This is a genomic window from Pantoea ananatis PA13, from assembly GCF_000233595.1.
Lineage (GTDB): Bacteria > Pseudomonadota > Gammaproteobacteria > Enterobacterales > Enterobacteriaceae > Pantoea > Pantoea ananatis.
The window spans coordinates 623298-637306 of record NC_017554.1; the positions used below are offsets into that span (position 1 = coordinate 623298).

The 14009-nt window shown below is 55.2% G+C and carries 11 protein-coding genes; 6 read left to right on the plus strand and 5 right to left on the minus strand.

Translation table 11 applies throughout. The features are described from left to right. Positions 1–190 precede the first annotated feature (190 nt). Positions 191–1171 (minus strand): Gfo/Idh/MocA family protein, encoded by a 981-nt coding sequence (locus PAGR_RS03010; RefSeq protein ID WP_014604937.1) that lies wholly within the window; start codon positions 1169–1171, stop codon positions 191–193. A 135-nt stretch (positions 1172–1306) separates the two neighbouring features. Between PAGR_RS03010 and PAGR_RS03015 the strand changes: the two genes are divergently transcribed. Then, entirely contained in the window at positions 1307–2995 is a 1689-nt protein-coding gene (locus PAGR_RS03015; protein ID WP_014604938.1) for a chloride channel protein, read from the plus strand. On the opposite strand, the gene PAGR_RS03020 is transcribed toward PAGR_RS03015, so the two are convergent. After that, positions 2992–3495 carry a M48 metallopeptidase family protein gene (locus tag PAGR_RS03020; protein WP_014604939.1) on the minus strand — a complete coding sequence of 168 codons (504 nt, stop codon included), beginning with the start codon at positions 3493–3495 and terminating at the stop codon, positions 2992–2994. The genes PAGR_RS03015 and PAGR_RS03020 overlap by 4 nt on opposite strands. Before the next feature lie 82 nt (positions 3496–3577). On the opposite strand from PAGR_RS03020, the gene rlmG reads away from it, so the two are divergent. Next, positions 3578–4696, plus strand: a complete 1119-nt coding sequence (rlmG, locus tag PAGR_RS03025; protein ID WP_014594681.1) for a 23S rRNA (guanine(1835)-N(2))-methyltransferase RlmG — start codon at positions 3578–3580, stop codon at positions 4694–4696. Here rlmG and PAGR_RS03030 read toward each other — a convergent pair whose 3' ends face one another. Beyond that, complete coding sequence (locus PAGR_RS03030) at positions 4697–6718, minus strand: NADPH-dependent 2,4-dienoyl-CoA reductase (RefSeq protein ID WP_044042268.1); 2022 nt, start codon at positions 6716–6718, stop codon at positions 4697–4699. Positions 6719–6880: 162 nt separating this feature from the next. After that, entirely contained in the window at positions 6881–7588 is a 708-nt protein-coding gene (locus PAGR_RS03035) for a purine nucleoside phosphorylase YfiH/LACC1 family protein (RefSeq protein WP_014604941.1), read from the minus strand. 108 nt (positions 7589–7696) lie between these two features. Between PAGR_RS03035 and PAGR_RS03040 the strand changes: the two genes are divergently transcribed. From PAGR_RS03040 to PAGR_RS03055, 4 genes are all read left to right on the plus strand, one after another. After that, entirely contained in the window at positions 7697–8506 is an 810-nt protein-coding gene (locus PAGR_RS03040) for a 5'-nucleotidase, lipoprotein e(P4) family (RefSeq protein WP_013027315.1), read from the plus strand. A 572-nt stretch (positions 8507–9078) separates the two neighbouring features. Beyond that, positions 9079–9711, plus strand: a complete 633-nt coding sequence (locus tag PAGR_RS03045) for a carbonic anhydrase (protein ID WP_014604942.1) — start codon at positions 9079–9081, stop codon at positions 9709–9711. Next, a complete protein-coding gene (locus PAGR_RS03050) occupies positions 9708–11183 on the plus strand; it encodes a SulP family inorganic anion transporter (protein WP_013027313.1) in 1476 nt (491 codons plus the stop codon). Before PAGR_RS03045 ends, PAGR_RS03050 begins: the two co-directional genes overlap by 4 nt. A 261-nt stretch (positions 11184–11444) precedes the next feature. Beyond that, positions 11445–12869, plus strand: coding sequence for a GGDEF domain-containing protein (locus tag PAGR_RS03055; protein ID WP_014604943.1), 1425 nt, complete (start codon positions 11445–11447; stop codon positions 12867–12869). An 18-nt stretch (positions 12870–12887) separates the two neighbouring features. Here the strand turns inward: PAGR_RS03055 and ddlA are convergent, their stop codons facing one another. Beyond that, the gene (ddlA, locus tag PAGR_RS03060) at positions 12888–13985 is read right to left on the minus strand and encodes a D-alanine--D-alanine ligase (RefSeq protein ID WP_014594675.1); all 1098 of its coding nucleotides are present in this window, start codon (positions 13983–13985) and stop codon (positions 12888–12890) included. Positions 13986–14009: the final 24 nt, after the last annotated feature.

Sequence of the window (14009 nt, forward strand, 5' to 3'; positions counted from 1 at the left end):
CAAACCTCGCCTTCCGGCAAGGTCTCACTTACAACTCAGGAATTGATTCTGGGTTGCCTGATGACCGGATGCGTGCGCAACGTAGTGACGATCAATCAGCTTACAAGTTACTCCCCTTTGCAAGCGGGTAAGTTACGTGGCTGGCGCTCAGGAATCAATCATTGCCAGTCATATTTTGAAATATTTACATTCAGGATGCATCGGCCGGAAAAACGACGCCCGTCTGACGTCGGATCTCGGTGAGTAATCCGGCCACGCAACGGGAAACCACCAGCGCCGGATGGCTGACGTGGCGCTGTTCAACCAGCCGCACAAAGGTCTCTGCTTCATACAACATGCTGTTGATATGCTGCGGCTGGGTTAACGCCTGTTTATCCCCTTCACGCGGGATAAAGGTCACTGACTGGCACTCAGCGATGCGGTTTATCACCAGCGATCCCGCCTCACCCTGAATTTCACTGGCCAGCACGGAGTCACTGACCTTGGAGTGCACAATCGTGACATCAAACTCACCATAATTGAGGATCACCGTGCCGTGCGCATCGACGCCGCTTTCCAGCAGGGTGGCGGAGGCGTTAACCTGCTGCGGCTCGCCCCATAGCGTGACGGCCAGCGCCAGGCAATAGTAACCGATATCCATGATGGAGCCGTTGGACCAGCGGGGATCGAAAGTATTAGGCCGCTCGCCATTCAGGTAACGCGGATAACGAGAGGAATACTGGCAATAGTTCAGCAGCGCCTTGCGCAGTGTGCCAGTCTTTGCCAGCCCCTGTTGCAGTTGAATAAAGTTCGGTAAGCTGGCGGTTTTAAAGGCTTCAAACAGCACGACCTGATGCCGGAAGGCGCAGGCGATCATCGCCTCAGCTTCCTGCAGATTCGAGGCCAGCGGCTTTTCGCAAATCACGTGTTTACCCTGCGACATAAACAGCATGGCCTGCTGACAGTGCAGGGCGTTGGGGCTGGCGATATACACGGCATCGATTTCAGGATGGGCGGCCATGGCCTCCAGCGACGTAAAAAGCTGGTCGCAGGGATAATCATGACGGAATGCCTCTGCCTGCTGCAGAGTGCGCGAATAGACGGCACAGAGCGTCATCTTGCCGGTTTCATGTGCCGCTTCAATAAACTGACGCGTAATCCAGTTGGTTCCCACAATGGCAAAGCGAATCACAGTTAGCCTCCTGCACAGATAAAAACGCAGAGTAGCATCTGAAACCGGGCAGGCAACGCCAGACGTTGATCCTGAGATCTCCATTCCAATAATATGTCTCGATAACGCACGTTAAGCACAAGACGGGGAGCGCAGGTGAAAGGAAGTAAACATGCACTAAACTGGACCACATTGCTTATCGCCATCCCGGTTGGCTGTGCGGCGTCGTTAGTTACCTTGTTATTTCGTGAAACGATCGAGTTTATCAATCAGTTGCTGTTTGGCCGCAGCAACGACATTACCGAATCTCTGCATCTCTGGCCCTGGATATTCTGGCCGGTTCTGGTCGGTGTCGGCGGGCTGCTGGCGGGATTCTTCCTGCGCTATGCGGTGGCAATCGAGCAGCAGCAAACCGTAAAAACAGATTATCTGGAAGTCATCAACGCGCGCCTTGATGTCGTGCCCACCAAAACCTCGCTATTCCGGGCACTGTCGTCGATAGCCAGTATTGGCAGCGGCGCGTCAATCGGTAAAGAAGGCCCAATGGTTCAGCTTGCCGCCCTGTGCGGCAGCATCATTGGGCGCGTGTTGCCCGGCGCGTTGCAGTTAAAAAACAGTGACGTCGTCGCCATGGCCGCCGCCGCGGGTCTTTCGTCGGTTTATCATGCGCCGCTGGCGTCGGCTATCTTCGTGGCGGAAATTGCTTTTGGCATGTCGGCTTTACAACGGCTGATTCCGCTGGTGGTGTCGTCCGCTATGGCGGTTATGACCATGTGGACGTTAGGCTTTCGTAATGCGCTGTATCCGCTGGCCGATGTCAGCTTCACGATGGATAGTTACAGCCTGCTGATTACCATCCTGATCGGTTTACTGTCTGGTCTGGCTGGCTTACTCCTTATTCGGCTGATTGCGCGCGCTAAAACGCTGTTCAGTCGGGTCAAGTCCTTGCCGTTGCGCCTTGGGGCAGGGGGATTTGCCGTGGGCCTGCTGGCGCTGATCTCAACCGATATCCTCGGGAATGGTTACGAGGTGATTGTGAAGGTGATGGCGGGTCATTATCTGCTGTCCGGGTTACTGCTGCTACTGGTGTTAAAAACCCTGGCGACCACTCTTTCCGTGGGGTCCAATGCGGTGGGCGGGCTGTTTACGCCGTCCCTGCTCATTGGCGCGCTGCTGGGCATGGTCATTGCACTCGGCGGCGTGGCGCTGCATCTTCCGCTAGATAACGTTTTGCTGTTCGCCGCCGTAGGCATGGCGGCGGTGCTGGCTGCCGTGAGTCAGGCTCCCCTGATGGCGATGCTGATGGTGCTGGAAATGACGCTCAACAGTAGCTTGCTGTTCCCGGTCATGATCGCTTCCGTGCTGGCGACAATGGTGGTTTATCGCCTGCAAATGGCAAGTACCTATCCGGTCGTGACTCACCACTTCAACCGCTCTGAAGCCAAATATGACTTCGATAATATGCGCATCAGCGAGCTGATTATTCCGGGCGCGGCGCTCCAGCCTGAAGCGTCGGTGGGCGAAGCGCTGGCGGTGAGTTCGCTTAAGCGCGAACGCTATGTTTACGTGATCAACGCGGAAGGTGCATTCCTGGGCGTTGTCTCAATTCATGAGATATCGCGCAGGGTGCTGGCACAGGAGATTAATCTGGATTCGCCGGTGCAGTGCGTGATGGATCAGGATTTCCCGGTCGCCTATCAGAATCAAAGCCTACGGGAAGGGTGGGAAGCCTTTGCGGCCGTGACGCTGGAGCGCCTGCCGGTGCTGAATAACCCGCAGGAGCGCCGTTTCCTGGGGGCGCTCACCAAAACCAGCCTGATTCAGCAAGCGCAGCAGTTTCTCTAAGCTGCGTTGCCCCGCATCGCCTGTTCCGTCATCCACAGGCGCGCATCGAATTCGAGCTGGTGGTAGTCCGGCTCCATATGGCAGCACAGCTGATAGAACGCCTTGTCGTGGTTTTTCTCTTTCAGGTGTGCCAGCTCATGCACCACGATCATGCGTAAAAAGGGTTCGGGCGCCTGGCGGAAAAACGTCGAAATACGGATCTCGGCTTTGGCCTTCAGGTTGCCCCCCTGCACGCGGGAGATGGCGGTGTGCAGGCCCAGCGCGTGCTTCATCACCTTAATCTTGTTGTCCCATACCACCTTATTGATCGGCGGAGCATTTCGCATGTAGCGGTTTTTCAGCGCCAGTGTGAAGTCGTACAGCGCCTTATCACTCACTCTGTCATGCATATCAGGATAGCGCTGTTGCAGCACCGGGCCTAAACGCTGGCGATCGATAAGGGTCTGCACCTGCTCAAGGATGGACTCAGGATAACCCTGAAGATAGATAAGTGAGGACATTAGAGATTCCCGGCGAAAGACAGTATACTGCGCCCCCTTTTTGGGGCGAAAATCAACCAAAGTGTACCACGCCGGAGAATTCATGAGCCAACTTGAACTGAACGATCGCGCACTAACCCTGCATCGTTTCCCGCAGATGCGTGACGAGAGTCCGTTACAAGCCTGGGATGCCGCTGATGAATATCTGTTGCAGCAAAGCCTGCCATCGGGTCCGGCGTTGATTTTTAACGACAGTTTCGGGGCGTTAACCTGCGCGCTGCATTCGCGTCCGGTGTGGCATATTAGTGATTCCTGGCTGAGCCAGCAGGCAACGCGCCAGAACCTGCGCCTGAATGCGCTGGATGACAGCGACGTCCATTTCCTCGACAGCCTCTCTGACTTACCGGCGGCGCCCGCACTGGTGTTGATTAAAGTTCCTAAAACGCTGGCCCTGCTGGAGCAGCAACTGCGTGCGGTGCGTCAGGTGATTACCCCGGAAACCGTGGTGCTGGCGGCGGGGCGTGCGAAAGAGATTCATACCTCCACGCTGCAACTGTTTGAACAGATTATTGGTGAAACCAAAACCTCGCTGGCCGTAAAAAAAGCGCGGGTAATATACAGCCAGTTCACCCAACCCGCGCTGCGTGAAAAAGCGCCAACGCAGGTCTGGCCGCTGGACGGAACGCCTTACCAGATTCACAACCATGCCAACGTGTTTTCCCGATCTTCTCTGGATATCGGTGCGCGCTTGTTCATGCAGCATCTGCCGGAAAATATTGAGGGCGAAATCGTCGATCTGGGCTGTGGCAATGGCGTTATCGGGCTGATGGCGCTGGCGCAGAATCCTGAGGCAGAGGTGCATTTCCTTGATGAGTCTTATATGGCAGTGGCCTCCAGCCGGTTAAACGTTGAGGTCAACCGCCCAGACGATCTGTCGCGCTGCCAGTTCCGGGTCAACAACGTGCTTAGTGGCTATCCATCCGATACCTTGCATGCCGTGCTCTGTAATCCACCCTTCCACCAGCAGCACGCGGTCACCGACCACCTGGCCTGGCAGATGTTCCGCGATGCGAAACGCTGCCTGCAATATGGTGGAGAACTGCGCATCGTTGGCAACCGCCACCTTGATTATCACCACAAGCTGAAAAAGCTGTTCGGTAACTGTACGCTGGTGGCCTCCAACAAAAAATTTGTGGTGCTGCGCGCCGTAAAAATGCGTTAACTAAAGCGTTAACGCCAGTGCGGTGGCCTGGGCGATTGCCCGACGGGCATCCAGCTCTTGCGCCACATCGGCCCCGCCAATTACCTGCACCGGTTTGCCGTTTGCCCGCAATGCCGCTTCCAGTTCGCGTTGCGGCTCCTGACCGGCGCAGATAATCACATTATCAACCGGCAGGACAAGCGGTTCGCCGTCGCGTTTGATATGTAGTCCTTCATCATCAATCGCCAGATACGTAATCCCGCCCCACATTTCAACGCCGCGTGACTGCAGGCTGCTGCGGTGGATCCAGCCGGTGGTTTTCGCCAGCGTTGCGCCGGGCTTGCCCGCCTTACGCTGAAGCAGCCAGATTTGGCGAGGGGATCGCAGCGGCGCGGGGGCGATCAGACCTCCGCGCTGCGTCAGGCTGTGATCGATGCCCCATTCACGATAAAAGTCGTCCACCGTTTCGGTCTGATGCGGTTGAGAAAGGTATTCTGCCGTATCAAACCCGATCCCGCCTGCGCCAATGATCGCCACGCGCGGCCCAACCGGACGTTTATCCGCCAGCACATCCAGATAGCTCAGCACGCTGGGATGATCGATACCGGGAATCTCTGGCGTGCGGGGTTTAATGCCGGTTGCCAGGATAACCTCATCGACGTCAGCCAGCATAGCGGCGCTGACCCGGCAACCTGTTTTAATGACCACGCCTGCCGCAGGTAAACGATGACGAAAATAGCGCAGGGTTTCGCTGAACTCTTCTTTGCCAGGGATCTGACGGGCGATATTGAACTGCCCGCCGATGTCTGGCGCGGCATCATAAAGTGTTACCTGATGCCCCCGTTCTGCCGCCTGCAACGCAAACGCCATGCCCGCCGGTCCGGCACCGACCACGGCCAGCCGTTTAGCTGCGCGCGTCGGCGTAACGGGCATCAGGGATTCATGGCAGGCGCGGGGGTTAACCAGGCAGGAGGTCACATGACCGGCAAAAATCTGGTCCAGACAGGCCTGATTACAGGCGATACAGGTGTTGATGCTGTTGTCATCCCCCCGCTGCGCCTTGCTGACAAAGGCAGCATCGGCCAGAAAAGGTCGCGCCATCGACACCATGTCTGCACAGCCATCCTGTAATAGCTGTTCGGCCACCTGCGGGTGGTTGATACGGTTAGTCGCCACCACCGGCACCGCGACGTGCTGACGCAAACGGCGCGTGACCCAGACAAAGGCGGCGCGGGGGACGCAGGTGGCAATGGTTGGAATTCGCGCCTCATGCCAGCCAATGCCGGTATTAAACAGCGTCACACCGCAGCGTTCCAGCTCGCTGGCCAGCTGCAGCGTCTCTTCTAACGTGCTGCCGTGGTGAATTAAATCCAGCATCGACAGCCGGAAGATAATAATAAAGCGGTCGCCAGTGGCCGCGCGTACCGCACGAGTAATTGCCAGGGCAAATTGCATGCGCCCGGTAAAATCACCGCCCCAACGATCCTGGCGCTGGTTGGTGTGCTGCACCAGAAACTGGTTAATCAGATAACCTTCGGAACCCATGATTTCCACACCATCGTAGCCCGCCTTCTGGGCGAGCCGGGCACAGTGGGCGAAATCGGCAATGGTCTGTTCAACCTCGGCATCGCTCAGTTCACGCGGAGTAAAGCGATTGATGGGGGCCTGTATCGCAGAGGGGGCAACCAGATCGCGCTGAAAGCTGTAGCGGCCCGTATGCAATATCTGCAGGGCGATTTTCCCCTCATGCTGATGCACCGCGGCGGTAATCTGTCGGTGCCAGTCACACTGTGCGTCGTCATTCAGTACGGCACCGTGTTCGGCGGTCACGCCCTGGGGATTTGGTGAGACGCCGCCTGTGACGATCAGCGCCACGCCTTCCCGTGCCCGCTCGCCGTAGAATGCCGCCAGCCTGGCCGCGCCATCTTCACGCTCTTCAAGGCCCGTATGCATTGACCCCATCAGAAAACGGTTTCTGAGCTGAGTAAAGCCCAGATCGAGCGGGGTGAATAAAGCAGGATAGTGGGAGGACAGCGCTGTCATAATCACTCACAGATAAAGTGGTCGGATGAGTTAGCTTCAACCATTTCTATGTTAAAAAAAAGTGAAATGGCATCAGGGTGTGAGAAACATCATAAAAGCGTCACTACCCGGCGCGGCAGTCCGCCCCTTAAACACGCCGCAAAAGAGCAGACTCAGTGGAATTCAGCGGCGGCGAATCCAGGAATAGCGCGAACGATAGCCGCTGCCGTGATGGGTATTGAAACGGTAGCTGGAGCCAGATTCGGTGGCGCAGTAAGTACACAGAGGAATCAGGTCGATTTGTGCTGCCGGTATGCCTGTATTGACCAGCATCTGCTTAGCCAGCTGCGGTAAATCGAACCAGATGCCTGCCTGGGTGGCAACGGCCTGGGGGCGCAGTGCGTACGGATTACGAGGCTGCTGCTCGTGATAGCGCAGCGGCAGGGGGATACCTGGCAACCGCTCAATATCTGCCAGGCGTTGCCGATCCAGCTCAAAACAGCAGGGCGCCAGCGCCGGGCCAATCGCCACGGTCAGGCTCTGGGGCGTTGCGCCGCGTTCACAGAGTTGCTCCACGGCGCGGTACAGCACCCCGGCCAGCGTGCCCTGCAGGCCGGCATGCACGGCGGCCACCTGTCTCTCTTGCCGGTCGGCAAACAATACGGGTAAACAGTCGGCCGTGTACACGGCGACGGGTCGGTGTCCGGTGGCAATCACGCCATCTGCATCACAGCTTTTAGGGGGGAAATTATGGATATCGGTGACGACCACGGCGCTATGGCGCTGATGACCATAGGCCGCATCCTCGGGCGGCGGTTCACCTGCGGGCTGAAAAGCGTAATCGACCCAGTCGAGTGCATCAAGTAATGGCGAACGCGGCATGGCGGACATCCTCTTCTCCTGTCAGGTCAGCGTGCAATCTGCTGCCCTCAGCTTACGTTAACTGCTACATTTTTGAAGCGTTACCCACTCAAATCTTTCAAACCTTAGGATGAAACGATGAAAAATTCAGTGAATGTCGCGCTGTCAGCCATGGTTGTGCTGGCGCTGGCGGGCTGTGCGCAACCTGCCCGGCAGCAGGCACAGCAGCAACTGGGGCAGCAATCGGTGCTGGCGTTAGACTGGTTCCAGCAGTCCGGCGAATATCAGGCGCTCAGCTGGCAGGCATTTAACAGCGCCCGTCTGGCCTTTGATCAATCGGCTTCGCTGACCGGCAAGCCTAAAGCGGTCATCGTCGATTTAGATGAAACCATGCTCGATAACAGCGCCTACAGTGCCTGGCAGGCAAAAAATGGACAGCCTTTCAGCGATAAAACCTGGTCAGCCTGGACCCAGGCGCGTCAGGCCAGAGCCGTTCCCGGCGCGGTGGAGTTTGCCCGTTATGTCAACAGCCATGGCGGCACCGTATTCTATGTCTCCAACCGCGATCAGAAAGATTACGCTGCGACGGTGGCTAACCTTGAACAGCTTGGTTTTAGCGGCGTGAGCGAAAAAACGGTGAGCCTGAAAACGGACTCATCAAACAAACAGGCACGTTTCGATGCAATCAAAAACGCGGGCTACAACGTGGTGTTGTATATCGGTGACAACCTGAACGATTTTGGTGGGGCAACCTGGCATCAGGGGAATGCACAGCGCCAGGCGTTTGTTGAGCGTAACCATGCACAGTTTGGTACACAGTTCATTGTGTTGCCGAACCCGCTCTACGGTGACTGGGAGAGCGGGATGGCCGAGAATTACAATAAACTGACGCCTGAACAGCAGCTCTCCGTCCGTGAAGCGCGCCTGAGGGCCTGGAACGGTAAATAATGTGTCAATACAGAGAGCCTGCAATGAGTAGGCTCTTTTTACATCGCTGTGGGCATTTACTTACTGTCGTCACTATTCTCATGCAAATTAAATTAACCATCTCTTGCTTTAATATTCCCTTTAACAAAGTTCATTTAACTGCCTAATTCGAATAAAGGCGGTGGATTGTGCTATTCATAAATTCTGCATTTAAGAGTAATCCTGGTCTGATGCGCGACCTCTGTTTTTTTTCATTCTCGCCCGGAAAGTGTTTTGTATTTATTTGTCAGTTTTGCTTTTCCTGATAAATATTTAACTAAATGATTTTAATGATAAATAATTAAAATAACCAGATGCCTCAGTGGTATGATCTCTTAATTTTATTTACGTAACCATGACGTTTGTTGAATAAGTGCTTACATAAAACGCCCTGTTTTTCTGGGCTGAAATATTCCGTGTGCATTGATAATGATAAGCAGCTATAACCTTTTAATGTGATGAGCTTCAGGTTTCGTAACCCATTCGCGGATATTAAGTGAGCGGGTTCACTCCGTGGTCAGCCAGAACGTCCTGTTCCCGGTCGTAGAGAGAAGATGATTGTGACGACACTTAAACCCTTATTAGCGAAAAATCGCAGTTGGGCACTTCAGCGCCGCCAGCGTAACCCCGCCTATTTTGAAAAATCCTTATATCAGCAAAAACCGCACTCATTATGGATAGGCTGTTCAGACAGTCGGGTACCGGCGGAGGTATTAACGGGATCGCATCCTGGTGAACTGTTTGTTCACCGTAATATCGCCAATATGGTCGTGGCAGAGGACGATAACCTGCTAAGCGTGCTGCAATATGCCGTTTTTTACCTTGGGGTAAAGCGAATCGTGCTGAGCGGTCACTACGGCTGCGGAGGCGTTCAGGCGGCCTTATCGCTGCCCGACAGCCCGCTGGCCACTGAGGATTCGGCACTGGCACGGCGTATTACTTTTCTGCGGCGTGGGTTAGCGAGTCATCTTCACAGCGAAGCCAGGCAGGAGACGGAAAGCGAGAAACTGAATCGTCTGGTTGAGGCCAATGTTTTGGTGCAGTTTGCCAATCTGGTGGCGGCCGAACCGGTACGGCAGGCCTGGCAGTCTGGTCAGGAACTGGACGTGTTTGGCTGTGTTTACGACCTGCAATCGGGTCATCTTAAAGAGTTGATTCAGCAATCTGCAGAGGAGTCTTCACCATGAATCTGGATACATTACGCCGCGATGTGCCGGCAGGGCTGGTTGTGTTTCTGGTCGCACTGCCGCTCTGCCTGGGCATCGCACAGGCCAGCGGACTGCCGCCGTTTGCCGGTTTATTGACGGGGGTGATTGGCGGGATACTCGTGACCTCCCTGAGCCCTTCACGTTTTGCGGTCAGCGGACCGGCCGCGGGCCTGGTGACCATCGTCGTGGCCTCTATGGCGACGCTGGGCAGCTTCTCCGCGTTTCTGACCGCCCTGATTATCGCCGGGGTGCTGCAATGTCTGTTTGGCCTCTTACGCGCCGGGCGTTTCATCGCCCTGGTGCCCGGCAGCGTCATCAAGGGCATGCTGGCGGCGATTGGGTTGCTGCTGATTATGCAGCAGATACCGGTCGCGCTGGGCGCGGGCGGCAGCGTGAAGTTAGTGTCGCTGGTCAACGGGGAAATGACATTCTCGCTGTCCGCCCTGCTGGTTTCTTTAGTGGGCTTGTTCATTCTGTTTGTATGGACAACCGGACCCATTAAACGAATCAAGGCACTGGCATGGATACCTGGCCCCTTGTTCGCCGTGCTGTTTGGCTGTGTGGTGACCGTTGCAGGCGCGCGACTGTTCCCTGAACTCACCGGTGCCCTACCGCGCATTTCACTGCCCGCTTTTGACAGCGTTTCCGCGATGATGGCGGAGCTGGAAACCCCGGACTGGATGGCATGGAAAAATCCACAGGTCTGGGTCGTGGCCCTGACCCTGGCGCTGGTGGCGAGTCTGGAAACGTTGTTAAGCCAGGAAGCCCTGAAAAAGCTGCGGCCGCAAACCCCAGCGCCGTCACCCAACAGAGAAATGTTTGCCCAGGGCATAGGTAACCTGACGGCCGGCTTCCTTGGTGCCATGCCCATTACGGCGGTGATCGTCCGGAGTTCGGCTAACGTCAACGCTGGCGCACAAACTAAACTGTCCATTTTGCTGCATGGCGTCATGCTGCTGATTTGCGGAATGTGGTTCAGTGAAATGCTGAATGCTATCCCGCTCGCCAGCCTCGCGGCGGTGCTGCTGTACACCGGCTACAAGCTGGCCGCACCTCGTCTGTTTATTGAGCAGTTCCGCATGGGCGCGCAACAGTACGTACCGTTCCTGGCCACGATTATCGGGATTATTACGCTGGGGATGCTTGTCGGTATCGGTATCGGTATTGCCACCCAGATCCTTTACAGCATCTACAAGAGCCACCGTAACGCATTGCAGCTTACACGTTATGACGACCACTACGTTTTACGTTTCCAGCAAAATCTGACGTTTATGCACAATCCTAAACTGCAGGGGCTGCTTGATAAAATACCCGAAAATAGCGTGGTAATCGTCGATAACGATAATGCAGAATACATCGATCCGGACGTTAAAGCCGTCCTGAAGGATTTTGGTGAGAATGCGGATAAGCGGGGAATCCGTCTGAGTCAATGGCCGGTGGCGGTGAAATAACCGTTCAGACCAAAACAGTCAGACAAAACGTGAAAAATCGGATATCTCGGATATCCGATTTTTTTATTTGTAAGACATAATGAATGGGCATCTCTGCGTGCATGCTTATACCCAGTAACGGGCTTCAAATCGCTAACGTTCGTTCATTTAAGGGTGCTTTTCTTTGAATGGCGCAGACAAGATTCAGGGTTAAATAATCATAACGCCATATACCCCGTAAGCGGCGTGATGGTAAGCCTCTTTGTGACAAGGTCCAGACGTATGCGCGTTAAGCTGTTTGAAGAGCACAATGCTAAAAAAAGTGCCCTCTGGCTGTTTATGATTACTCTGATGTTCTGTTTTGTCGGCGGACATCTGCGTATTCCCCATGACTTATCCCTGTTCTGGCCGGTTAACGCCTTTATTGCCGGTATGATGCTGCGCTATCCCTTTCTTCATCGCACCCGTTTTTATCTTGTTTGTTTCAGCGCCATGGTATTTAACGACGCGGTGTTTTCAGGCTGGACCTTACCGGCGTTCACACTGAACGTTGCCAATATTCTGTTTATCCTGATTTGCGTCGTGGTGATGGGGCGGCAGTATCAGCACGACTCCAGCAGCGAGCGTATCGCTAACGCCATGCGCATTTTTCCGGCTTGCCTGCTGGCGGCGTTCGGTTGCGCCACCTGGGGCGGCCTGGCGCAGGTCGGCAGCATAAATGCCGAATTTGCCGATGCGTGGATGAACTGGTTCAGCGAGCAGTTTTCGACCGGACTCATGCTGCTGCCGTTTCTGTTAACCTCAAGCTGGCGCGTGAGGATTTCAGCCCGGCGGCTGCAGATGGGCAAAATTGTCCCGTTAATTGCCGTCGTGCTGTCACTGGTCGCCGGGGCGTTAATGGGCGGGGCAGGCAGCCTTACCTTACCGGTGCCAGCCCTAATCTGGTGTGCCATCGTGTTGCCTGTGCCGCTGACCAGCCTGATCACCCTGATAACCGGGATTAGCCAAATTATTTTGGTTTCTCACGGTGTGATGAATATTCAGGGCGATAACAGTCTGCTGCCCATCAGCCATCTGACCTCAGCGCGCCTCGGCGTAGCCACGATTGCCCTGAGTCCGTTAATTGTGGCAGTAAGCATGGATGCGATTCGCCAGCTCAATGAACGTCTGGCGCTACGTGCGGACTACGATTTTCTGACCCAGCTCCTGTCGCGTTCGGGGCTGTATGAACATCTCCGCAATGAAGCCTGTTCTGAGCAACGCCAGGTTGGGGTGATCCTGCTGGATGTGGACTACTTTAAATCGGTCAATGACAATTTTGGCCATGATGCGGGCGACAGGGTACTGGAAGAGATCGCGCGGCGCATTTCGCCGCTGGTGGGCAACCACGGTCATATCTGCCGGTTTGGCGGAGAGGAGTTTGTGATTGTGCAGTTCGACCTCTCGCCGGAAATGATTTATTCACTGGCTGAAGGCATTCGTCAGAGCATCGTTAAAGAGAAATTCTTACTGCATGGCAACGCGGTCACCGTCACCGTCAGCCTGGGGCTGGCATACGGCCAGGCGCAACCCGGTGTTGAGTGGGCCGAAACGGTTAATCGTTTGATCTCTGCCGCGGATAAAAACCTTTATATCTCTAAGCGAAACGGCCGCAATCAGACCTCACCCGGCAATGCGCGCAGTGAGATGACCAGCGACGTTGCCTGAGCAGGCCGCTGGCGGCGATTAATTAACGCTGGTTTTGAGCGACGCGTTCTGTTGATGACGTTCCAGTGCCAGCTCAATCAGGCGGGTAATCAGATCCTGATAGCTCAGACCTGCCGCCTGCCACAGCTTAGGATACATGCTGATGTTGGTGAAGCCAGGTAACGTATTCACCTCATTCACGATAATCTCACCGTCTTCGGTATAGAACACGTCAACACGGGCCAGACCAAAACAGGACAGCGCGGTGAAGGCGGTGAGCGCCACCTCACGAATCGCCTCATCGACAGCCGCAGGAATGTCCGCCGGAATCACCGTGTGTGCGCCGGTTTCGCTAATGTATTTGGTGTCATAGGAATAAAAGGCATCGCTCACCACGACTTCGCCGCAGGGGCTGGCCTCTGGGTAATCGTTGCCCAGCACGGCGCACTCGATCTCGCGACCTTTAATCCCTTTTTCAATCAGAACCTTATTGTCAAACCTAAACGCCAGCTCCAGCGCCGCACGAAACGCTGCAGCGGTGGTGACCTTACTGACGCCAACGGACGATCCCTGATTCGCTGGCTTGATAAAAAGCGGGAGTCCAAAGCGTGCGATAACGGCTTCGATGTCCAGATTGTTCATCTGCGCCTGCGTCACGCTCAGCCAGGGGGCAACCTTTAAACCGGCATCCCGCAGCAGGCGTTTTGTGACGTCTTTATCCATGCTGACGGCAGAGCCCAGCACGTCCGAGCCAACGAAGGGGAGCGAAGCCATACGCAGCAAACCCTGCAGGGAACCGTCTTCGCCTTGCGTGCCGTGAACCACGGGAAAAATCACGTCGAGCTGCGACAGCGGATGGGCGTCCATTCGGTCAATGATCTGGTTTTGGGGTTCGCCGGGGATGAGTGCGACCTGTTTTGCCGTGCGGTTCAAGGCAATCAGCGACGGATTTTCCGCATTCAGCAGAAAGTTTGAGGCATCATTAAGATGCCACTGGCCTTGCTTATCAATCCCCAGCAGCACAACCTCAAACCGGGTTTTATCAATCGCATCAACAATATTCTTAGCCGACTGCAATGACACTTCATGCTCAGAAGATTTGCCACCGAACACGATGCCAACTCGCTGTTTTTTCATCGAACCTTATCCACGTACAGGCAA